23 protein-coding genes are annotated in these 23066 nt (G+C 50.4%); 4 read left to right on the top strand and 19 right to left on the bottom strand.

Annotated elements, in window-relative coordinates; genetic code table 11:
- Positions 1-174 precede the first annotated feature (174 nt).
- A complete protein-coding gene (locus AADEFJLK_RS06555; RefSeq protein WP_088617486.1) occupies positions 175-888 on the bottom strand; it encodes a response regulator in 714 nt (237 codons plus the stop codon).
- A gap of 6 nt (positions 889-894) precedes the next feature.
- On the bottom strand, positions 895-2451 hold the full coding sequence (locus AADEFJLK_RS06550; protein WP_249027991.1) for an ATP-binding protein: 1557 nt from the start codon (positions 2449-2451) through the stop codon (positions 895-897).
- A gap of 268 nt (positions 2452-2719) precedes the next feature.
- Between AADEFJLK_RS06550 and AADEFJLK_RS06545 the strand changes: the two genes are divergently transcribed.
- Both AADEFJLK_RS06545 and AADEFJLK_RS06540 read left to right on the top strand, forming a co-directional pair.
- On the top strand, positions 2720-2920 hold the full coding sequence (locus AADEFJLK_RS06545) for a cold-shock protein (protein WP_088621439.1): 201 nt from the start codon (positions 2720-2722) through the stop codon (positions 2918-2920).
- A 166-nt stretch (positions 2921-3086) separates the two neighbouring features.
- A complete protein-coding gene (locus AADEFJLK_RS06540) occupies positions 3087-3743 on the top strand; it encodes a DUF1345 domain-containing protein (RefSeq protein WP_103973717.1) in 657 nt (218 codons plus the stop codon).
- A 52-nt stretch (positions 3744-3795) separates the two neighbouring features.
- Here the strand turns inward: AADEFJLK_RS06540 and pgl are convergent, their stop codons facing one another.
- The 10 genes from pgl to AADEFJLK_RS06495 form a co-directional block, all read right to left on the bottom strand.
- Positions 3796-4479: a 6-phosphogluconolactonase gene (gene pgl / locus AADEFJLK_RS06535; RefSeq protein ID WP_103973716.1), complete on the bottom strand. Its 684-nt coding sequence runs from the start codon at positions 4477-4479 to the stop codon at positions 3796-3798.
- A complete protein-coding gene (gene zwf, locus AADEFJLK_RS06530) occupies positions 4480-5961 on the bottom strand; it encodes a glucose-6-phosphate dehydrogenase (protein WP_103973715.1) in 1482 nt (493 codons plus the stop codon). It abuts the gene before it with no gap.
- A gap of 77 nt (positions 5962-6038) precedes the next feature.
- Entirely contained in the window at positions 6039-6440 is a 402-nt protein-coding gene (locus AADEFJLK_RS06525; protein WP_103973714.1) for a hypothetical protein, read from the bottom strand.
- 14 nt (positions 6441-6454) lie between these two features.
- Positions 6455-7255 carry an exonuclease/endonuclease/phosphatase family protein gene (locus AADEFJLK_RS24400; protein ID WP_170065047.1) on the bottom strand — a complete coding sequence of 267 codons (801 nt, stop codon included), beginning with the start codon at positions 7253-7255 and terminating at the stop codon, positions 6455-6457.
- Between the two features lie 38 nt (positions 7256-7293).
- Positions 7294-8742: a decarboxylating NADP(+)-dependent phosphogluconate dehydrogenase gene (gene gnd / locus AADEFJLK_RS06515; protein ID WP_088617490.1), complete on the bottom strand. Its 1449-nt coding sequence runs from the start codon at positions 8740-8742 to the stop codon at positions 7294-7296.
- A gap of 519 nt (positions 8743-9261) precedes the next feature.
- On the bottom strand, positions 9262-12420 hold the full coding sequence (gene recC, locus AADEFJLK_RS06510; protein ID WP_103973713.1) for an exodeoxyribonuclease V subunit gamma: 3159 nt from the start codon (positions 12418-12420) through the stop codon (positions 9262-9264).
- A 73-nt stretch (positions 12421-12493) separates the two neighbouring features.
- Complete coding sequence (locus tag AADEFJLK_RS24395; RefSeq protein WP_157678883.1) at positions 12494-12661, bottom strand: hypothetical protein; 168 nt, start codon at positions 12659-12661, stop codon at positions 12494-12496.
- Positions 12658-13392, bottom strand: a complete 735-nt coding sequence (locus AADEFJLK_RS06505) for a type III pantothenate kinase (protein ID WP_103973712.1) — start codon at positions 13390-13392, stop codon at positions 12658-12660. The genes AADEFJLK_RS24395 and AADEFJLK_RS06505 overlap by 4 nt, the downstream gene beginning before the upstream one ends.
- The gene (gene birA / locus AADEFJLK_RS06500; RefSeq protein ID WP_103973882.1) at positions 13389-14384 is read right to left on the bottom strand and encodes a bifunctional biotin--[acetyl-CoA-carboxylase] ligase/biotin operon repressor BirA; all 996 of its coding nucleotides are present in this window, start codon (positions 14382-14384) and stop codon (positions 13389-13391) included. Before birA ends, AADEFJLK_RS06505 begins: the two co-directional genes overlap by 4 nt.
- A gap of 5 nt (positions 14385-14389) precedes the next feature.
- Positions 14390-15037, bottom strand: a complete 648-nt coding sequence (locus AADEFJLK_RS06495; protein ID WP_088617493.1) for a Crp/Fnr family transcriptional regulator — start codon at positions 15035-15037, stop codon at positions 14390-14392.
- 447 nt (positions 15038-15484) lie between these two features.
- Between AADEFJLK_RS06495 and AADEFJLK_RS06490 the strand changes: the two genes are divergently transcribed.
- Positions 15485-17680 (top strand): HzsA-related protein, encoded by a 2196-nt coding sequence (locus tag AADEFJLK_RS06490; protein WP_103973711.1) that lies wholly within the window; start codon positions 15485-15487, stop codon positions 17678-17680.
- A 47-nt stretch (positions 17681-17727) separates the two neighbouring features.
- On the opposite strand, the gene AADEFJLK_RS06485 is transcribed toward AADEFJLK_RS06490, so the two are convergent.
- The 5 genes from AADEFJLK_RS06485 to AADEFJLK_RS06465 all read right to left on the bottom strand — a co-directional run bounded on the left by AADEFJLK_RS06485 (position 17728) and on the right by AADEFJLK_RS06465 (position 21187).
- Complete coding sequence (locus AADEFJLK_RS06485) at positions 17728-18048, bottom strand: non-heme iron oxygenase ferredoxin subunit (protein ID WP_088617495.1); 321 nt, start codon at positions 18046-18048, stop codon at positions 17728-17730.
- Between the two features lie 12 nt (positions 18049-18060).
- Complete coding sequence (locus AADEFJLK_RS06480) at positions 18061-18843, bottom strand: class I SAM-dependent methyltransferase (RefSeq protein ID WP_088617496.1); 783 nt, start codon at positions 18841-18843, stop codon at positions 18061-18063.
- 131 nt (positions 18844-18974) lie between these two features.
- Complete coding sequence (gene sufU, locus AADEFJLK_RS06475; protein WP_088617497.1) at positions 18975-19427, bottom strand: Fe-S cluster assembly sulfur transfer protein SufU; 453 nt, start codon at positions 19425-19427, stop codon at positions 18975-18977.
- A gap of 142 nt (positions 19428-19569) precedes the next feature.
- Complete coding sequence (locus tag AADEFJLK_RS06470; protein ID WP_088617498.1) at positions 19570-19806, bottom strand: hypothetical protein; 237 nt, start codon at positions 19804-19806, stop codon at positions 19570-19572.
- 157 nt (positions 19807-19963) lie between these two features.
- Positions 19964-21187: a cysteine desulfurase gene (locus AADEFJLK_RS06465; RefSeq protein ID WP_103973710.1), complete on the bottom strand. Its 1224-nt coding sequence runs from the start codon at positions 21185-21187 to the stop codon at positions 19964-19966.
- A gap of 88 nt (positions 21188-21275) precedes the next feature.
- On the opposite strand from AADEFJLK_RS06465, the gene AADEFJLK_RS06460 reads away from it, so the two are divergent.
- The gene (locus AADEFJLK_RS06460; protein WP_103973709.1) at positions 21276-21836 is read left to right on the top strand and encodes a Uma2 family endonuclease; all 561 of its coding nucleotides are present in this window, start codon (positions 21276-21278) and stop codon (positions 21834-21836) included.
- A gap of 224 nt (positions 21837-22060) precedes the next feature.
- Here AADEFJLK_RS06460 and AADEFJLK_RS06450 read toward each other — a convergent pair whose 3' ends face one another.
- Positions 22061-22573, bottom strand: a complete 513-nt coding sequence (locus AADEFJLK_RS06450) for a PIN domain-containing protein (protein ID WP_103973707.1) — start codon at positions 22571-22573, stop codon at positions 22061-22063.
- A complete protein-coding gene (locus tag AADEFJLK_RS06445) occupies positions 22570-23040 on the bottom strand; it encodes a hypothetical protein (protein WP_146054524.1) in 471 nt (156 codons plus the stop codon). Before AADEFJLK_RS06445 ends, AADEFJLK_RS06450 begins: the two co-directional genes overlap by 4 nt.
- Positions 23041-23066: the final 26 nt, after the last annotated feature.

The following is a 23066-nucleotide window of genomic DNA, read 5'->3' as shown; positions in this document are numbered from 1 at the left end:
CCAATGACTCGACGCGATTTCGTATAGCCTGCATTTTCACTTCCGCTTCGCTTCGTGAAAACTCAGGCACTATCGCTTCTGGAGACTACTCGACTCCTGTCTCGCAGCGGCGGCACAATACACAAAACCATTGCGCCGCACATTCTCCGCTAGCCATATTCCTTAATGCCCCCCTCAAGACAAAGCCTCCTCCAACGCCCTAGTCTGCGGCGCATAGCGGTAGCCCGCACCATACACCGAGTGGATCAGCTCAAGCTCCGGCAATAAGTCGGTCAATTTTTTGCGCAATTTTTTAATATGGCTATCAATAGTGCGGTCGGAGACAATGCGGTGGTCGTGGTAGATTTTGTCTATCAACTGCACTCTGGAGAAAATCCGGCTGGGCTGCTGGTACAAGACATGCAGCAATTGGAATTCCACCGCCGTCAAGGTCACTTGCCGCCCGCTGGCGGTGACGCGGAAACTGTGCGCATCCAAGGCTAAGGTCGCGGGTAACGGTTCTTCGTCCGGCTTGCCGCCTTGAGTACGGCGCAACACCGCCTTGACCCGTGCAACCACTTCCCTTGGACTGAACGGCTTACAAATATAATCGTCCGCACCTAATTCCAGCCCCAATAAACGGTCGATTTCTTCAACCCGTGCGGTAATCATAATAATCGGCACAGTGCTGAAACGGCGTAAGGCCTTGGTCACTTCAAGACCGCTAGCACCCGGCAGCATCAAATCCAACAGCACCAAATCGACCGGATGCTCTTTAAACCAAGGCTGAACATCCAGGCCATTTGCCAGCCAGTGGGCGTTAAATCCCGCCGAGTGCAAATAATCTTCCAGCACCCGCGCCAGCTTTACTTCATCTTCGACAATCAAAATATGTTTTTTTCTGTTCATAAGGCTTTATAGTGCAAGAGGTAAAGTAATACGAATAGTCAAGCCGCCCAAGGCGGAATGTAAAGCGGTGATATGGCCGTTATGCGCTTCGACAATATTCCGGCAAATCGACAAGCCTAAACCCGCTCCGCCTAGGCTACGGTTGCGTGAGCTTTCCACGCGGTAAAAACGCTCGAATAACTTGGCTAAAGCCTCGTTAGGGATGCCCGGTTCACTGTCGGCAAAATCCATCACCAGCGCATCCTGTTGACGGCTAATAGTCACTTGCAACGCCCCACCCATGTCGGTGTAATGCAAGGTGTTGTGCAACAGATTACGGTAGAGCTGTGACAAACGGTCAGGGTCGGCATAAATCAGTAAAGGCTTGCCTTCTTGGCTGTCTATCGTTACGGCAATGGCTTTACGCTGGAACTCCGTTGCCAAAACGCTCAAGTCATAAAACAAAATGCCCACAGGATCGATCAAGGCTTTACGATAACTTAACGCCCCTTGGTCAGACAAGGCTAACTGGTACAAGTCTTCCGCAAGACGGCTTAAGCGCATGACATCACCATATAACGAATCAACCGCCCCCTGGCTCAGTGGCCTGACCCCATCTTGCAGTGCCTCCAGTTCGCCGCGTAATACTGACAAGGGCGTGCGCAATTCGTGCGAAATATCGGCCACCCAATTTTGCCGGGTTTGTTCGGCTTGCGCCAAGGCCGCCGCTAAATCGTTAAAATCGCGGGCCAATTGCCCCAATTCATCGTCACTGTCTACCGATAACCGGGTCTCATACTGGCCTATCGCCAACGCTTTAGACGCGGCAGTGATACGCTTGAGCGGACGGCCTAAGAGATAAGCGATCAATAAGGCTAGAGCGGCGGACAACAAGACCATACCGAGGGCAATCCATACCAGTTCATTAGCCTGTTGCTCCATAAACTGGATATCGGCAATTTGCTTTAAGGGCGGACCTGGCAACAGCCCTAAATAGCCGACCACTTGCCCGGCATGGTAGATAGGAGTCAAGCTCAATTGCCCTGCCAACTCCTCACGGCCAAAAATAAGCCGCTTATCCGCGTCCAACAACATCAGGCGCATTTCCAAAGGCATCAGGTGCGGCCTAAACTTACCCTCTAGGGGCGGCGGTGGCGGCGGGAAAGCATCAAGATCGGGCGGCCCATTGCCATTAGGGCCTTGGCCAGGATGACGGCGTTCGCCGCCATCCCGATTACGCTCATAATACTCAGGCGGCTGGGGTGGCCAAGTATTGCCCGGTGTTGTCAACGCCTCTTTAATCCACGGCGGCGGATACTGCGGATGGCGGTGGTCATTAACCGCCCAAACCAGATTCACCCACTTCTTTTTATCGTTAGCCAACGCCTGCCATTGCTGATGGCTGTCATAATGCTCGGTCAAATGGGCAACAAGGTTTTCAATGCTTTTTTTCTGGCGGGATTCCACAAAATCACTAAAGCCACGGTCAAAAGAATCCCGCATAAACCAGTACATACCCGCGACAACGACAATAATTGCTAACAACAAAGTCAAAAACAATTTTATCCGTATGGATTTAAACACCAGGCTTTTCCTCTTAGGTTTGCTTTATTATCAGGACAAAATGTGCAAACAAAATGGATTTAATCATACGCCGCCAATAGTATTTGTTGACTTTATCCAAGCTTGCCTATATTCTGACCACAGCTTGAAATTGATTTACCGTTATGCTTATCTCTACGAAGTTTTTTCTGTATTGCTCGTCCTGTTTATCATCTGTAATTCTCAAATTTCCTTGCGCCATCAGCCCGTAACAAGGCTTCATTCATTTTCAAATTTATTAGGTTCTAACATGACTACAGGTACAGTTAAGTGGTTTAACGCAGAAAAAGGCTTCGGTTTCATTCAACAAGAAAACGGCCCTGACGTATTCGTCCATTTCCGCAACATCAACAGCTCCGGTTTCAAATCTTTAGACGAAGGCCAAAAAGTCCAGTTTAAAGTAACTCAAGGCCAAAAAGGCCCACAAGCTGAAGAAGTTACCATCATCTAAAGCACAGTGGCTGTAACCCTTCGGGCTACAGCCTTTGCCGCCCTCTCCCCGCCCTCCGCTTCGCACAAACTTTTCATCTTCGCCCAACTACTAAAAGCCTTGCCTTTTTAACTGCGCGTGGTTTGATTGTTTTCAGGTATCCCCAGCACTAACGCTTAGGCCTGTTATGACCGCCATCGTCCGCTTTTTCAACCATCATCCCCATCCCCGCTTAGTCATCGCCGTACTGTTAAGCCTACTCTCCGCTTGCCTGCTACCCGCCCACTGGCGCTTAGTCACGCAAATTTTAGTGGCGTGGAATGTCTTGGTATGGTCGTACTTGATATTGATGGGCTGGCTGATGTTGCCTGCTAAAGCGGAACGGGTGCTGAAAATAGCTAACCAAGAAGATGAGCACGGGGCAATGCTTCTGACCCTGTTTTCGGTGGCGACCGTGGTAAGTTTCGTGGCGATTATCCTAGAACTGTCCAGCAATGGCCTGACGGGCGGGTTCCGCTTATTCCATTACCTGCTGACGGGCGCAACTATATTGGGTTCGTGGCTGTTTACCGGTGTGCAGTTTACTTTCCATTACTCACGACTGTATTACGCTGCGCCCCCTCAACAGCGTCCATTGCTGTTTCCTGGTGACGGGCAACACCCCGATTATTGGGATTTTTTATATTTTGCCTTCACCATCGCGGTAGCGGCGCAAACGGCAGATGTGGCGGTGACGGGACATTCAATGCGGAAAGCGGTGTTAGCGCAATCGGTGTTAAGCTTTTTGTTTAACGTCACCATCATCGGTTTGTCGATTAACGTCATGGCAAGCTTAATCAGTTAAGCCAGCAGTTGGCGGATAGGGTATCGGCGGCAATACCGATACCCTGATAAAACTAGGCAGGATACGCGTCGCTGTCGATATACACATCCAAAGTGTTAGATGGCAGTATCGTTGCAACCGGCAAATCCGCACCCGCCCGCCAAGCCTCAACAATAGGCCGTTTATTCGTGCCTGTGACCAAAAACAGCAACTCATGCGTATTGCTTAGCGCTTTCGCGCTAATAGACACCCGTTTAGGTGGCGGTTTTGGCGAGTTATACACTGCATGAACCAACTCGTCGGCATTATGGACATGCCCAGGAAACAAACTGGCCGTATGCCCGTCTTCACCTAAACCTAACAGTACCATATCAAAAGGCAGGGCGGCGGCAACAATCGGACGGTACTGCTCGGCGGCAACTTCGCCGCCCAATTCCGCTTGCAAGGTAAAAATTTGCCCGGCAGGAATCGGCACATGATCCAATAAGGTTTGCTTAGCGATCATACTATTGCGCTCGGCATCATCAGCAGGCAAACAGCGCTCATCCCCGTAATAAATGACCCACTTCGCCCAATCCGCATCGGATTTTGCCAACAGGCGGTAAATTTTTTCAGGGGTCGTCCCTCCGGCCAGCACTAACTTAAACGTTCCGTGGGCGGCGATGGCTTGCTGGGCAGAGGCCAGAATATGTTGACAAGCGACGGCAGCAACTTCATCAGCAGTTGCCAAGGTGTGCCAGCGGCTATTTTCTTGCATTTATTTACACTCCGGTGTTAACGAACTACGCCACGATTGGCTTTCTTTATCAAATAATCGGCTGTCTTCAGGTCCCCATGAGCCAGCGGGGTAAGTGGCGATATAATCGCGCTCAACCGCCCAACTTTGCAAAATCGGATCGACAATGCGCCATGCATACTCCACCTCATCAAAGCGCAGGAACAGCGAACGGTCACCTTTGAGCACATCCAACAACAAGTCTTCATAGGCATCCACTGCCTTTTCGTCCTGATTACGGAAGCTGGCATCCAAGCTGCTGGTGCGGGTGCTCATTTCCAGCCCCGGCTCTTTCACCGTCATTTCAATGCGGATACATTCTTCCGGCTGAATACCCAACAGCACCCAATTCGGATTCATGCACTGCACATTGGTGTCACGGAAAAATTGTAGCGGCGGATGACGGAAACAAATCGAAATCGTCGATTGCGCTTTTGCCATACGTTTGCCCGTGCGCATATAGAACGGTACGCCGCGCCAGCGCCAGTTGTCGATATACAGCTTCATCGAAGCATAAGTCTCGGTGGTGCTGCTTTGCGGAATATTTGCCTCGTCCAAATAGCCCTTAACCTTTTCGTTATTCACCATGCCTTTGGCATACTGGCCCCGGAAGGCTTGGGCATGGACGGCCTCTTTAGAAATGGGGCGGATGGACTTTAGCACCTTCACCTTTTCATCACGCAAAGATTCCGCCTCCATCGACACGGGCGGCTCCATCGTCACCAAAGTCAGCAATTGCAACAAATGGCTTTGCAGCATATCGCGCAACGCTCCTGCCCCGTCATAATAATCGCCACGGCTATCAATGCCAATACTTTCCGAATGGGTAATTTGGATATGGTCGATGTAATTGCGGTTCCACAACGGCTCCAGCATCACATTAGCGAAGCGGAACACCAACACATTCTGCACCATGCCCTTGCCCAGATAATGGTCGATACGGTAGATTTGCTCTTCCGACAAATAATGGCTGATGCGTTTTTGCAACGCCTGGGCACTTTCCAGATCATAGCCAAACGGCTTTTCGATAATCACCCGCCGCCAGCCGCTTTCTTCATTAAACAGATCATTCGTGCTTAACATGCTCATTACCGGGCCAAAATCTGCCGGGCTAATCGACAAGTAAAAAGCGATATTTTGCGAAAACGCCTTATCCGCCAAGGTTTGTGCCAAACCCGAATAGCAGTCGGCTTGGCTAATATCGCCCTGATGATAATACAAACGGTCGCTAAACCGCTGGAACACCGCCTCATCAAAATCGTCCTTGGCTTTGGCTTGCACCATATCCTGGACTTCTTGCCGCCACTTTTGCTGATCCCAAGGTCGGCGGCCCATCGCCATAATCCGCGTGCCTTCCGGCAGGCGGCCTGCGGCATCCAAACGGTATAAGGCAGGCATTAACTTAATGCGGGACAGATTGCCAGTCGCACCGAAAATGACATAAGTACAAGGTTCTGCTTTCATAGGATTTTTAGTGCCGATAGTCTTGTGAAATACGACGGCTCACCCCTTAAAAAGGGGTGTCCGTCACCCGTTAAACATTACAATTTTTTGCTTTGCGCGATAAGATTATTAATAATCCTTACGGTTCTGTCTGCTTTAAATGTCTTTTCTAAATACCGCTTAAACTCTTGTTCATTTTTTAAATTATTATCATTCCAAAAATCTTCATCCGAATCTGAAAAACGTACCGGATATAAATCAACAGGCTGTATTATGCTAAAAAGAGCATATTCATACCCATTTAAAGCGGGTGCCTTAAGCGTAAAACGAATACGCAAATCCCCCGAATTGTCGGGATAAGCCGTCACTTCAGCCTCAACAAGGTTGGCTGTTTTTTTGCCCAACTTTTCGGCTTGTTCGCTAAGAATAATTAACGGAGCTTTTTGAGCAGGCTCTACGACTAAATCGGCAGGCCACAAATCGTCATTAGCATCTGTCATGAGAGTCTCCAAAATTAACAGTTTAGTTGAAATAAAATGGGTAAATGGTCAGAAATGTTTTTATCTGGGATACCATTCCTATTTAATAGAGAAATATCGCCAACCCTGTCAATAATTTTTAAAGTGCTGTTTGCAAACATCGGCAATACGTCTGGCCTTAGCAACACTTGGTCAAACATATTCCAAAAATAAGTCACTTGTTCACTTTTCCAATAATAATGGCTCCCAGGCGGACCATGCGAAGCATCACCTAACAAACTCCACATCGGGTTATAGAAAAAAGGATACTCCTTCTCTTGAATCTTCCGTTGTTTTTTCTCGGCAATTTTCCTGTCCATCATGGCATGAAGGCCACTCGCAGCAACCATCCCCATTTCAAAAGGGTTCATATTCAAATCACCCACAATGACTGTGAGCTTATGACCCATTTTATTTTCCATCTTGATAATATCCCTTGCCATTTCTGCCATATAAAAAGCTAGGCTATCATTTGAATTTCTAAGCTTGCTAGGCAAATGGGCAATGACCAGCAATAAATCAGGTATTTTCAAATGCCGAATAGTGATGTGCTTGGACTCGAAGTGTGGTTGTATATGAATATCTTTGAGTTTTGAAAAGATATCAATCCTTTCACACTGGCCGGAATTATAATGAAACCCTCCTGTTCCGAGTGAATTAAGTTGCGACACCACCTTACCGGCACTCAAAACATTTTCGGCCAGCATCAGAACATCAACATCAAATTCGCGTACCAAGCCGCACAGTATATCCAACCGTTGCGTACGCCGCATATTCCAAAACAGAAACGTCATCATTTACGCAACAATATGGCAATACCTAAGCCAAACGCGGCTTAAACCGTATAAGTCGACGATGCAACCTTACCGCCCTGCCCTGTCCAGTCGGTATGGAAAAACTCGCCGCGCGGCTTATCGGTACGCTCATAAGTGTGCGCCCCGAAATAATCACGCTGTGCCTGCAACAAATTGGCAGGCAGGCGTTCGGTGCGGTAGCCATCGTAATAGGCCAATGCCGAAGCAAATGCAGGCGTGGGGATACCTGACTCAATCCCTAAAATGACCGCCTTCCGCCAGCCCGCATCGGATTTTTTTATCGCCTCGACAAAGAAATCAGCAAGCAATAAGTTTTCCAACTCCGGGTTGGCCGTATAAGCCTGCTTGATATTGTTCAAAAATTGGCTACGGATGATACAGCCGCCGCGCCACATTAGGGCAATTTCGCCATAATTTAGCGACAAACCGTACTCTTTTGAAGCTTCGCGCATCAAACGGAAACCTTGCGCATAAGAAATGATTTTAGCGGCATATAACGCATCACGGATCGCATCGACCAGATCCTGTTGGTCGCCCGTTAAGGTTGTTTTGGTCGCTTTAGGCAAGATTTTCGCCGCTTTGACGCGCTCGTCCTTTTGCGCCGACAAACACCGCGCAAACACCGATTCGCCAATCAAGGTTAACGGAATGCCCAAATCCAAGGCATTAATACCCGTCCATTTACCCGTGCCTTTTTGCCCGGCGGTATCGAGGATTTTATCAACCAACGCCTGCCCGTCCGTATCTTTATAAGCAAAAATCGCGGCAGTGATTTCGATCAGATACGAACTTAACTCACCCTGATTCCATTCCGTGAAAATTTCATGCAGTTGGTCAGCCCCTAGCCCTAAACCTTCCGATAATAATTGATAGGCTTCGCAAATTAACTGCATATCGCCGTATTCAATGCCGTTGTGCACCATCTTAACGTAATGCCCCGCACCGTTATCGCCAACCCATTCGCAACAAGGCTGCCCGTCCACTTGTGCACTGATGGCTTGGAAAATTGGCTTAACCGTCGGCCATGCTGCCTTATTGCCGCCCGGCATAATAGACGGGCCATGACGCGCCCCTTCTTCACCGCCCGATACCCCGGTGCCGATATAATTAATGCTATGCTCTTGCAGGTATTGGGTACGGCGGTTCGTGTCGGTAAAAAGGGAATTGCCGCCATCGACAATAATATCGCCAGGTGCCAGCAAAGGAATCAGCTTGTCGATGTATTGGTCAACCACCTCGCCCGCCTTCACCATCAGCATGACAATGCGTGGCGACTGGAGCAGTCCGACAAATTCCTCCAGCGAATGCGCCCCCACCACTTGCGTACCCTTTGCAGGGCCTGCCAAAAACTCATCTACGGTACTGGTAGTGCGGTTAAAAACGGCGACTTTAAAGCCATGATCGTTCATATTAAGCACTAAATTTTGTCCCATGACCGCCAAACCGATTAAACCGATATTTGCTTGCATATTGCCGCCTTATGTTAAGAGTTGTGGGATGGCCGCACCTGCCTGATACTTACCCAAGCGTAGGCCAGTGTTATCAATTACCCGCTGAATGGGGAAATAAAGGCAGATTATAGCTTGTTGCGCCGCTTATGAATATGCGCCGACGGCATTAACCTTCTACGCCTTATTAGATAATAGCCTGATAAGCCACCTCTTAGACCGTTTATGGCAATCCTTCCTTTTACAAGAAACTACGGTTTTCAAACAAATTGAATTTAACGGCTTTGAATATATACTGTGAACGGCCAAGTTTTCGGCTTTTACAATTCACCGTAGGGTACGCTGTGCGTACCTTTTGCACTGATTTTATGATGGTTTTTTAAAGGTACGCATTATGCCCCTGAGGGTACAGCGTACCTTACCAAAAAACCGAAAACTTGGCCGTTTGAAGTATAGAAAGGCATCCTGCCACGATCACCAATAAGCCGTGGGCATTCCGTCCAGCCTCTTGCGGTTGCCACAACAGCAAATTTTGGTTGCTTACCGAACGTCGGGGCGCATAATCGCCTCCCAAACCGGCAACAACAATTCCTCGCATTGCCTCTCAAACCGCTCCGCCAATAACAAGCTGACATCGGCCTGCCCATACAGCCGCCGCAGTTCCGGCTCATAAGGCTGGGCGATGGCGCGTTCTAATTGCTCCAGAGCAGCATCTAAGGCGGGCTTGCTGGCGCGGCTACCGTGTTTGAGCTTATAAGCCTGTTGAATATACGCAAAAGCGGCCTCGACAAAAAACGCATCCGGCTGTTGCTGACCTAACTGGTAACAATCCAACAACGCCAACAAAGCGCCATCTTGGCAATGTTCCGGCAACAGACACAAGTCGCTATCGCTGCTCAGTATATAGGTCACTTGCGGCTGGATCTGGTTCATCAGCAAATGGTGCAGCCAAGCGCAGACGAAATCCTTGCCTTTCAAGTCGGCATAACGGTAAAACAAGCTGGCATTTTCGTACAGATTACCCAGCTTGCCGATGAGTCGGTAGTTGCCGACCTGTATATCCACAGGCAAATCATCAATCGCCATACCGACATTTTTGGCATGGATTTTCTCGACAAAATCATCCATCACTTGCTGCTGACGGTTAAACTCCAACTCGCCGACCGCCCCGGCCAGCCAGCGACCTTGGGCTTGGAGTTTTTGCGCCGAAACCTGCCCGCCGCTTAAGCGGACGGCTAGCCATTCCTGATAAATCGTGTAGGCCTCGGCTTTGCCTAAGGCAAACGGCTCGCGCTCATCGTCGTCCGCGCTCATCCCCCTTAAACGGATGTCCAGTTGCTGCTGCATAAAATAGCGTTGCGGATGCCGGAAGAAGCGGAATAGCTCATTAATTTCCAAGACGGTTATCGGGGCGGCGGCAATCTCGCCTTGCCACCATGGCGACGTGTCTGGCTGCGGTGACCTGGCGGCGAGTTGTTGCGCGGTGGCGCAATCCACCCGCGAGAAACTGAACAAGGGCGAGTCGCCGCTAAAATACCGCGCACTGAAGGGCTGTAAGGGATGTTTGACCACCACAGCGGCGGACGGGTAGCTGTCTTGCAGAACTTCCAATAATTCATTCACCACCACCGAAGGCGGGATGCTGTCATTGCTGTTGATCGATTGGCCGATATAAGTGATCAGCACTTGCTGGCGGGTGGATAAGAGGATTTCCAAAAATTGGTAACGGTCATCGGCGCGGCGCGAGCGGTCGCCTTGGCGGTAATAGCGGCTTAACAGGTCAAATGTCGGCGGATGGTCGATTTTGGGAAACTCGCCCTCGTTCATCCCCAACAAAGCAATGACCTTAAACGGAATCGAGCGCATCGGCAACATGGAGCAAAACGTCAGTTGCCCGCGTAAAAAGCCGTTACTGGATTTGCGCTCCGCCACCGCCCCTTCCAGCCAACAGATAATCACCTGCAAATCCACGGCATCGCTATGCACCCCTTCCATGCCCTCGGACAATTCGATCAGCAACTCGTTAAGCTGTTGGCGCTCCAGCGGCTCGGCGGCCTGTAACAATTGGTCGGCATAATAATTCAGGCGGCTGCTCCAGGCCACCAAGGTCTTCGGACGCTTCAGTTCTTGGCTGGCGCGGAACAGCACGTTCATAAACTCGCATAATCCACCCAAAGCCTGGGCGGAAGAGCCTTCAATATCCCGATACGGCAACACGTCTTCAATAAAACCGTTGTCATCACCGACTGCATAGCCCATTAACAGCCTGTCCAAAGCCGCTTGCCAAGTATGCTCGTTCAACGTCGGCAAGCCCAATTCCTGCTTATGTCGGGCAGATTTGCCCCAGCGGACATGGGTATCCTGTACCCAATACTTGACTAATTCCAAATCGGTTTCCGACAAACCAAAGCCCGGATACACCACCGCCTGCTCCAACAAGTTCACCACGGCTTGCCAGCCAAAGCGGCTTTGGCTCAAGCTTAAAAACGTAATGAACGCCTCCAGCGCGTCATTGCTTAAGCGTAAACTCCGGTCAGCCACCGCATGTTGGATGTCGGCAAACACGGCGGCGATAAACGGCTCGTATTTCTGAATATCGGGAGCCATAACAACAATATCGCGCAACTCCAGGCTAGGGTCATCCGATAGGCTGTGCAGCAACTCATTTTTCAACACCTCCACTTCCCGCAACCGCGAATGGCACGAATGGATACGGATAGACCTATCGCCGTGAAAATCTTGGGCGACTCCGCCCTCGCCTTCAAGGCTATTGTCTAAAATGTCATTTTGGACATGCTGTAACAGGCTAGTGGCCAGCACAGCCTCAAAACTGTCCAATTCCAATTCAAAACGGATGTCCTGCCCTAACATCATATCCTGAAACTCACGCCCCTGCTGGCCTAAGGTCGCCAACAGCGGATGCCCCTGCGCCGCGTCGAGCAGCACCTGTTGGCGTTTGCTGCCCAAATCCGCCCAAAACGCTTCCGAGGGGTTAAGCAAGAAAAAATGCACTTGGCAATGCCGGGATAAGCCGTGCAAATACTTTAAAAACAACGGCGGCATGGTATTTAAGCCGAACACACAAACCCGCTCAGGCATCACCGCACTGAACGCGCCTTCGGGGGAGTCCATTAATTTACCTATCGCCGCCAACCACAACGCCCCGCGATGGCGGCGGCCCGTCTGCTCCAACACCTGCAACCACAAGGCTTGCTGCCAACGTTCGGTATCCGTGCCGTACAGCAATTGCCCGCGCTGCCATAATTTCAGCATATCGGGGCGCATCATCTGGTATTGGTCGAACAACTGCGACAACTGCTGCGCCAGTTGGTAACGCTTAAGGCCGTGGTTGGCCCCAACCAGATATTGCTTAATCGGCGCAAACGCCGGGCCTTGGACACGCCGCAACAAGCCTTCCAAGCGCCACATCATCAAATGCCGATCAAACGCCGCGTCACTTAAGCGGCTATCAATCCGCTGAGCCAAAGAACTAAAAAACTTACCCGGAAACAAAAAATTATAATTGCCCCACACCGAAAACTCCGCCGCCAACTGCTGCGACAACCACCGCTCCATGCCTTGGCTTTGGATTAAGAACACTTCTTGGGCAAACGGCGAAGCCAACGGCGCATTGGCGATCACGGCCGACAAATGCGCCACTAGGTTTTCGGTTTTGTTGGAGCTGTGGAGGATGAACATAAGCGTTTATGGAAGGATAGGTAAGGCTACTTTTTCATAGATTTTAAACCCATTCGGCATCCAAAACAGGCCATTATTTTTTATCAGCAGAACCGTCAGATACTGGCGATTCCCCCACCAACACAATCGCCTCCAAATTCTCCGGCACTGCCGCTTCCGGCGCGGCAAACGCGCCAGAGCGGTATTCCCACAGAAACACCGCCAAGTTAAGCACAACAACCGCCAAAAAAAAGGCTTTCATTCCCAAGCCGCCAAGGCTATCGCCAAACCGCGCAAGACCAAATCCGGGTCTATCACCGCCGGAATGGGCAGATGCTCGGCAATAATGGCCGCATCGCCGCCCGTCAACAACAATTGGCTGGGTGCGGCGCGGGTCGCTAAAACATGTTCGATCAAGCCCCGCGCCGCCAATAAAGTGCCGCCATAAATCGCCGCCTCGGTCGATTGGCCGGGTTGCCCCGAATACGCGGCGGCACTGAACGGCAAAGCATTCGTGCCTTGGGCTAAGGCCTGTTTCATCAGCATTAGGCCAGGGCTGATATAGCCGCCCCGATGCTCGCCATTAGCCTCCAGCAAATCGACGGTAATCGCCGTGCCGCAATCGACCACACACGCCGCCGCCGGATAATGGCGGTGGGCGGCGATTAAGGCCAGCCAACGGTCTACGCCGAGTTTTTCCGGTTCTTGATAGGCGTTACTCACACCAAACGCCTGGCGTTGCGAGCGGATTTGCACACACGGCGCGTCAGGCCATAAGGCGGCGGCGACCGCCTGCACCAAGGCCAACAAAGGCCCGCCACTGACGCAGGCAATGCCGATGCGCCGGAACGGCCCCAAACCCTGCCAGCATTGGCGCAAAGCCGCATCAGCCAGTTGCCCGTTCGCAACCGCCCCTTTGGCCAGTAATTGCCCCGCCGCGTCCGCCACCGCCCATTTCAGGCGGCTATTGCCCATATCAACCAATAAATTCATAGCGGGGTGCGGCTAAAACTGACTTCGCCGGAGGCAAACGCCTGGGTTCTGCCGTCCGGGTGTTGTAACAGCAATAAGCCGCTGTCGTCCACGCCCTGCACAATGCCAGGATAAGGTTGGTCAGCAATAAATAAGGTCGCGGACTGGCCTTGCAGACAATCATAACTGCGCCATTCGTCCAGATATGCTTTAATGCCGACTTGCTCAAAATCCGCCAATACCGCCAACAATTGATTAAGCAAACTGGCGGCTAATTGGTTACGGTTTAGGCTTATGGCGGGGTTAACCTTACTGGCATCCGTCCACGCTTGGTTAATGCCTTGGGCGGCACTGTCCGGCACAAACAGATTAATGCCTAAGCCTATCACCACCGCGCACGGGCCGTCGCTCTCCCCCGACACTTCAATCAAAATGCCGCCGAGCTTTTTGCCCGCGCTCATAATGTCATTAGGCCATTTTAACCCGACGGGATGCAGTTGCTGCTGGCGTAAGGCACGGATAACGGCAACGCCTATCGCCAAGCTTAAGCCAGCGGTACTGGCATAGCCTTGCTGGAAACGCCAAAGCACCGACAAATACAGGTTACTGCCGAACGGCGACACCCACTGCCGACCACGACGGCCCTTGCCGGCGGTCTGATGCTCAGCAAAACAGACTGTGCCGGCAGGGGCATAGTTTTGCGCCTGTTGGCTCAAATACACATTCGTGGAGTCGATTTGGTCATGCAGTTCCAACTGTGCCAGTAAGGGCAGAACAGCGGGGTCAAGGCCGTTGATAATCGCCTGTGCCGCCAGTAGCTCCAGCGGCTTTTCCAGCCGATAGCCCTTACCCGTAACGGCGGCATGGTGCAAGCCTAAGTCCGCCAAGCCCGCCACTTGCTTCCACACCGCCGAACGGCTGACCCCCAGTTGTCGCGCCAGCTCGGTGCCGGAGTGGAACTCACCATCGGCAAGCAACTGGAGCAGTTGTTTTTGTTTGTCAGAAATCGCCACGCACACTACCAGCGCAAGGGCAGGCGGTTTTTAATCTCGATACGGTGATTATCAATGCCCACATAGCCGCCGCGCTTTAAGTCGTTCAAGATACGGGTAACCATTTCGCGCGAACAGCCGACCATGGTCGACAGTTCCTGATGGGTCAGGTTATCCGTCACCAAACGCCCATCATCCTGAGGTTTCGCCATATTGGTCAACACTTTGGCAATCCGTCCGTAAATATCCAACAACGCCAAGCTACTGACCTGCTCGGTGGTGTTGCGCATCCGTTTGATAACGGTTTTCAGCAATTCAATGGCGATATTAGGATTGTTTTGCAGACAGGTAAACAGATAAGCGCGGGGGAACAGGCCTATCCGGCAATCCTCCACGGTCATCACCGTGGCAGAGCGCGGTTCGTCGTCAAACAACGACAACTCACCAAAGGTATCGCCTTCTTGAAGATAATCGAGCAATACCTCGCGGCCTTCGTCATTGCTCATAAACACTTTCAGCTTGCCCGACAAGACGATATAAAGCAGATTATTAGAAGCCTCGCCTTGACCGACTAAGATAGCGCCACGGGTAAAATATTGCGTATGTATGCCTAGCTCCAATTCGGAACGGTCTTCGGGCGACAGCGATTCAAACAAGGGTACGTTTTCAAGCATCGTAATAGCCTTTTCCTAATGTTTTAGAATGTATACAGTATAGATTAAGCCACAATTATATCTAATGGTATATCCTATCCCATTCTACAGGGGTCGCTTGACGATTGCCAGATTGGTAAAAGCGTAAAGCCGTAAGAGCACGGGAGATACTGGTTTTTCCGTATTAATGGCTTAAAAAAAGCCGTTACCATCAGGATAAAAATAGGCCAGCCGCCGCAACACCACCCTGTGACCGTGGCCATCATCTGCCATCACGGGGGCAATGGCGAATAGCGCCCTACCGTCCTCAGAGTATCGCTATCAAGCCCAAAGGCCCGTGCACTCTATGGGCAGGCAAATGTGCATAAGTCACAATGCCTATGTACCAATAACACAGATTTTATAGTCGGCGGGTGGTTTAATCTGTCCATACGATCATTCACCGCTACCCAGACACGAGAATTTCCCATGAATAATAAACTGACCACCCTAAGTGTGGCGCTGCTAGCCCCCTTAGCTTTTTCTGCCCAAGCCACCATCACCACCCCAAACCCTATTGTCTTTGTCACACAAGTGCCGATACCGATGGATTTTTGCACCATCAACGCGACTTTTTGCAACCATCAAGCCAGTATTGACATTTCAGGACGCGGCGGTGATTTATGGATACGCTATCCTAATGGTACGCTAAAAAACCTAACCGCCGCCGCAGGCTATGGACAAACGGGCTTACAAGGCGACCAAGCTATCCAAGTGCGTGACCCGGCAGTACATTGGAACGGCAAAAAAATCATTTTCAGTATGGTCATCGGTGCGCCCAAGCATTATCAAGTCGTGTCTTACCGCTGGCAATTGTATGAAATCACCGGCTTGGGTAAAAATGAGATCTCCGTCATCACCAAAGTGCCAGGGCAACCGAGCAATTACAACAACGTCAATCCAACTTACGGTACTGACGGACGGATTATTTTTGTCTCCGACCAACCGCGTGGTGGTCAGGCGCAGTTATATCCGCAATTGGACGAGTATGAAGAAGCCCCTTCTAACACGGGGTTATGGAGCCTGAACCCCAGCAATGGTAAGCAAACTATGCTGACCCATTCGCCATCGGGCGATTTTGACCCCTTTATCGACAGTTTCGGGCGGGTGACGTTTACCCGATGGGATCATTTGCAACAAGACCAACAAGCCGCTGGTGACCGCAACGGCACGGACAACTACGGCACGTTTAACTATTCCAGCGAGGCCGCCAATGCGAAAATCCTTAACAGCCGCCAAGAAGTGTTTCCTGAGCCGCTGACCTTTGACACTATTTCGCTGGCGGGCACTAATCTGCATGGACATAGCTTTAACCATTTTTTCCCTTGGCAAGTGCATGAAGACGGTACCGACTTGGAACTGGTCAACCATATCGGGCGGCATGAACTGGGCGGCTCTTATGTCGATGCAGTGTTTACCGACGACCCTGTTTTGACGTATTTGACCAATAATTCCAACCCGAACAAAATCAGCAATTTTTTCCAAATCAGCCAAGACCCGACTAACCCGAATTACTTTATCGGTATCAACGCGCCAGAATTCGGCACCCATGCCGCTGGGCAGATTGTGCGTTTGACCAATGTCGCACCCGGCCATAATGCCGATCAAATGACAATTGATTACCTCACCGACAAAAGCACTGCCTCAATCGTCGCCGACGGCGCGACACCGCCACCAGAAAACTCCGGCCATTACCGTGACCCCAACATCTTAGCCAACGGTACGCTAATTGCGGCGCATACCTTTGAAACCCGCCAAGACCGGAACGAAGGCACCACCACACCTAACTATTCGGACACCTACCCGCAAGCGCGTTATGCGTTCCGTTTGCGTACCTTAAAACAATTGCCGAACGGCACTTGGACGGCAGACCAGCCGTTAACCAGCGGCATCAGCAAAAATATCACTTACTACGGCCCGGATTCTTTATTCCATTACACTAACGAACTATGGGAACTGCAACCGGTTGAAGTCAAAGCCACCACCAAGCCGACCAAATTATTGCCGACTTTGGACACGCCCGAACAGCAAGTTTTACAGGAAGAAGGGGTAAGCGAAGCCAGTTTGCGCCAATACCTGCAAAGCAAGGGGCTAGCCTTGGCGATCATGCGCAATGTCACCACGCGTGACCATAGCGACAAACAACAACCGTTTAATCTGGCGGTGGCGGGTTCTGCCACGCAAACCGTGACACCCAAAGGTAAAGTTTATGAAGTGGCGCATTTTCAAGTCTTTCAAGCCGACCAGTTGCGCGGCTTGACAGGTTGCTGCTCATCAACCCCAAAACCTGGCCGCCGCGTTTTGGCGCAACCGCTGCACAGCGTTACCGCCAATATCCCGGAAGCGGCGGGCGCACCGAAAGGCAGTGTAAAAGTTGCCGCCGACGGTTCGGTCGCCATGTTATTGCCGACCCGCCGCGCCCTGTCTTGGCAATTGACCGATTCCCAAGGCAAGTTTGTGGTCAGGGAACGCAACTGGCTATCCATGCAGCCGGGTGAAATCCGCACTTGCCCTTCTTGCCACGGTGTCAACAGCAGCGACCAAATCGGCGACCCGACACCGGTCAACAAACCGGAAGCCTTGCGGGAATTGCTGACTTATCTGAAAGCAAACGGCAGTTTGTAAACGGTCAATGGGGGTTGGCGCTTTATTGATGCCTACCCCTCACCCGCCTAATCCCAACGGTCATCCCTAACCTGCACCACGCCGTTGGTAATGCGCACCGGAAAACTGGCGACATCTTCATAAGCAGGCGCGGATTTGACCGCGCCCGTTTTGACACAAAACCTCGCCCCATGCCGTGGGCAGACAATCTCGTCACCTTCCAAACAACCGCTGGCAATTTCCGCCCCGTCATGGGTGCAGACATCTTCAATCGCATAACACACGCCGTCAATCTTAAACACCGCAACCGCTGTGCCGTCGACATCCACTGCGATATGCTCGCCGTCCGCCACCGCCCGCTCGGCAATCACATCCACCCAATCCGACATTTACTTCACCCCTTATTTTAAAAACACATCATAACGTAATAGCTTACCGTGAAAGCTGTCATTCGGCTTAACGCCGCCTAACGGCTCGGCGTAATCAGGGCATTTGACCACCACCCGCTTACCCGTGGCCTGCATAGCGGCGGCGAACAGCGCGTCTTTGTCTTCATCATCGCCTAACAAATCCCGCAACACCATCATAGATTTTTTCGCCAAGGCGGATTTTTTACGCTTAGGCGGAAACATCGGGTCAAGATATATGCAGTCCGGCAGTTCCGGCAGTGCCGCTAACACGTCGATAGCATTACCTACTAACAAGCGCGGCGGTTGCAGTTGCAAACGCTGCATCCAATCCGCTTGCGCCAGCCGCTGCAAACCATCCGCCAATAAAGCCGCCATCAGCGGCGAGCGCTCTATACACAACAACTCATAACCCATGCGGAAAATATGTAGGCTGTCTTGCCCCCAGCCTGTGGTCGCATCGACGACAGTTTTAGTTTTGCGCCCTAAAGCCTTAGCCAACGCTCCGTCTTTCGGGGCCGGCCAAGACCGCTGCTCACCTTGGCGCGGCTCAATATCAACCGTCATGCCGCCTTTTTTCAACAGCTCATGGTCGAGCAGTTTTAGGCAACCGTCGCGCCAGCTTAAAAAAAAGGCTTCGTGTTGGGAAAAATCAGCGGCTTCTGTCGTCCGTAGCGGCACGGCAAGCTGTTCGGCCAGTTGCGCAAAGGGCAGCGGATCGCCGTGGTTTTCGTAAAGCACGGCGAGTTTTCCGGTATAAGGATGGGGTGTGGTCATGGTTTGAGTAGAGCGGCCAAGTGTCGGCTACTATTTGGGCATAAAGACCCGAATAGCTAAAGAATGGGAAGCAATATTGGAGCGCGGGTATCTTGCCCGCAACAACGGGCAAGATAAAAACCTAAATGCCTTTATTCCGTAGAAATGGCCTGAGTTTCATTTTTCAAAGCAGCATCCAGCGTATGCCACGCCAAAGTCGCACACTTCACCCGCGCCGGATACTCACGCACCCCCGCCAACACCGCCAACTTACCCACCGCTTCCAATTGGATGTCTTCGGTTTTGCCTGTGGTCATTTCATGGAAGGTTTTAAACAAAGCCTCCGCTTCCGCTTCGGTCTTGCCTTTAATGATTTCCGTCATCAACGACACCGAGGCTGTGGAAATTGCGCAACCGGAACCCTGAAAACTGGCATCTTGTATGGTGTCGCCCGCCATTTTCAAATATAGCGTCAAACGGTCGCCGCATAAGGGATTAAAGCCTTCCACTTTACGGTCAGCGTTGTCTATAACCCGAAAATTGCGCGGGTTACGGTTATGGTCAAATATGACCTCTTGGTAGAGGTCGCGTAGGTCTTCAAACATCGGATTCCTTTATTAGTTTACTATTTTGCATTGGATAATGCTTCACGTTGTTTGTCCACAAATTCAGCAATCTTGTTGCTGTAAGACTTAAATAACGTTTTAACAGCCGTTTCTTGTTTGCGCAACAAGTATCCGTATCCAGTCAATATCGGCTCGTGCTACGGATTTCATCAACATAAGCCACAGCATCAATATCTGCAAAACTCTCTAAAGGCTGTAAAGCATCAAAAAAAGCTTTTAGATCCTTAGGTTTTCGCCGTTGTAATTCGTGAGCCACCGCTTGCTGGATAAACTGTTCGACTGTTTCGTCATATCCTTGTAGATTTGCTTGAATCTGCTTGGCGACTTCATCTTGAAAATGTATTTGTGTGTCAAACATTGGGTAAATCCTCATCTTTATAAATGCAAAGCAATAACTTCGCGTAAGCTTAAGGTCACTTCGTCTATGGCTTTATCTTTTTATCACAATTGAAAGCCAAAATATCATGAACACAGATAGAGGCCGATTGATAAAAAAGGGTTGTTTAAGTTACCTATCACCCAAACGCCTCAATCAAGCCCTTAATCCCCGCCATCAGCACATCAATCTCTTCTTTAGTATTATACATGGCAAACGAAGCCCGTGCGGTGGCAGGAATCTGATAAAAGTCCATCACCGGCATGGCGCAATGATGCCCTGCCCTAATGGCAATACCTAAACTGTCCAGCATTGTGCCGATGTCATGGGGATGAATCCTATCCAAGACAAACGACAAAATCGCGCCTTTTTCCGCCGCCTCGCCGATAATCCGCAAGCCATTGATCTGCTGAGCCTGTTCGGTGGCGTAGGCCAGCAACTCGGCCTCGTAGTCGGCAATGGCGGCCATACCGATGCCGTTCAGATAGTCGATAGCCGCGCCTAAGCCGACCACATCGGCAATATTGGGCGTACCGGCTTCAAATTTGTGCGGCAATCCGGCGTAAGTGCTTTTTTCAAAAGAAACCGTTTTAATCATATCGCCGCCGCCTTGATAAGGGGGCATGGCTTCCAACAACGCTTGCTTGCCGTATAACACGCCGATGCCGGACGGCCCATAAAGCTTATGGCCTGAGAACACATAAAAATCACAATCCAACGCTTGCACGTCAACGGCGAGATGCGGGATCGCTTGGGCGCCATCCAACATGACCGGGATACCCTTGGCATGGGCGGCGGCGATGATGTTTTGCACCGGATTGATCGTGCCTAAAGCATTGGACATGTGGACGACGGCCACCAAGCGGGTTTTGTCGTTTAACAAGGCTTCAAACGCCTCATAAATCAACTCGCCCTGAACATTCATCGGCGCGACCCTCAACACCGCACCCGTTTGTTCGCACAGCATTTGCCAAGGTACGATATTGGAATGATGCTCCATAGCGGTGATGACAATCTCATCACCCGCCTTAATATTAGCCCTGCCGAAGGTTTGGGCAATCAGATTGACCGCTTCGGTTGCGCCTCTGACAAAAATAATCTCTTTATGGCTAGCCGCGTTGATGAACGCCCGCACTTTTCCCCGCGCCGCTTCAAATTTGTCGGTTGAGCGCACGCTTAAGGTATGTACGCCGCGATGGATATTGGCGTAATCATGGCGGTATAAGTGGCTGATGCTGTCAATGACGGCATTGGGTTTTTGGCAACTGGCGGCATTATCGAGATAGACCAAGGGCTTATTACGGATTTTTTCCGCTAAAATCGGAAAATCGGCACGGATGTCTGCTACGGGGAAATTTGTCATAGTTTGTCTGTTAAGGTTTCTGATGGTTGCAAATTGACTGGCAACACATTATATTTACTATTGATTTTAATTGGTTTTGATTGCACTTATGGCTACCGTTCATCCGACTAAGCACCTGACCAACCTGACCGAATGGCGCAGATTAGGCGAGGCCGCCATTTTTCCGCCGGACAGCCGCGTAGAACTGATCAACGGAGAAATTTTTGATATGGCACCGATAGGCTTTAACCATGCGGGACACTTAAAAAATATCAATAAGTTATTCACGCGCTTAATGCCCGAACACTTAATCAGCAGTGTTCAAGACCCACTCCAACTCGGCGACCTGTCCGAGCCGGAACCGGATTTTATGCTCTTAAAGCCCCATGCCGACTATTATTCATCCCGCCACCCCACTGCCGAAGATGTGCTGTTGCTGATCGAAGTCGCCGATACCTCGTTAAAGTTCGACCAAAACCAGAAACTGCGCCTCTACGCCTTGCACGGTATCCCTGAATACTGGCTGCTCAACCTTAACGATATGTGCCTAGAAGTCTACCGCAAGCCCTTCGGCGAAACCTATAAGGAAAAAAGCACCCTGTATCGGGGTGACACAGTGGATTTACTGCAATTGCCGGAGCTTAGCATCCCCGTTGCCGCTATTTTATAGCCAGACCGGTTCTAAACCGCTAGCTAGTCATATTTAAACTACGGATATAGTCATAGCCCTTTTTAAAACTAAACAATAACTTACAATTATTGCCATCAAGTTCATCCACGACATCAGGATCGTTAAAGTCTTTAGAATTCTTATTGATAAAACAACTTTTTTCACTGCTATTTTCACGCAGATGCTGCAATATAGACGCGTAGACAATGGAATCTTGGGGTGACTTAAGCTTCACTGGCGCTTGCGTAGCTAATAATAAAACCCCTTTTGTCAACGCTATTTTCACGCAGATGCTGCAATATAGACGCGTAGACAATGGAATCTTGGGGTGACTTAAGCTTCACTGGCGCTTGCGTAGCTAATAATAAAACCCCTTTTGTCAACGGAATGATTTCCGCCAATGCCAAAAGTCGGCTATGGCTTTGCAAAAAGCTCTGATTTTCTTCTGCATCACTTTCCAGCAAAACACTGATCATTTGATACGTTTCAATTTTATCCTTGTGCAGGCTTGAGCGTTTCAATTGCGTCAACTCGGTTTCTAAGGCCTTATTAAGCGAACGCCTATTTTTCTGATGCCGTCCTAATGTTTCGTAGGTTTCCCCGATTGAATACGCTGGCACTAGCAATTTTGCGTGTTGCTCTTGGCAAATTTCCAGAATCTTTTCACAACTTTCATGCTCTTCCTGCATCCAAGCCAATTCAAGAATAAAATTTGATTCGACATAAATATTTATCATGCCGCTTCAGACACAATCCGCCCTTGTTTAAGGGCATCAAGCAAACCCGACTCAAATAACCATTTATTATGGTCGTTTTTTTTAAGCGCTTCTGACCTCTCGCCAAATTGCGACAATTCATTCAACCAAGACGCAACCAACAGCTCAAAGCCCGCCCTACTGAGTTTTTCTGGGCGAATATCCGCTTTTTCCAAATAAGGCCTTAATAAGGCGAAAGGGTCTATATCGTAGGTCGGCTTTTCAATATTACGCGATGGCTTATCTTTCCAGAGATAAAAATGATCTGGAAGCGCCAAAAGAAAAAAGCGGGCACTAGGATAGCCGTTCACCAACATATTGCAACGCATCTTGGCGGCCCATTCGCTGTTGGTTCCTAACTTATCCATAGCCTCGACAACCAGTGCCAACTTTCCTTCGCTATCGTAAGCGACAACATCCGCCCGAACACCCATTGTGTAAAACCCCATAATATTAGAATTAATTATCCAGCATT

This window comes from Methylovulum psychrotolerans, assembly GCF_002923755.1.
GTDB classification, from domain to species: Bacteria; Pseudomonadota; Gammaproteobacteria; order Methylococcales; family Methylomonadaceae; genus Methylovulum; species Methylovulum psychrotolerans.
Note: the sequence above shows the minus strand (reverse complement) of the source record. Positions and strands in the feature narration are given on the sequence as shown.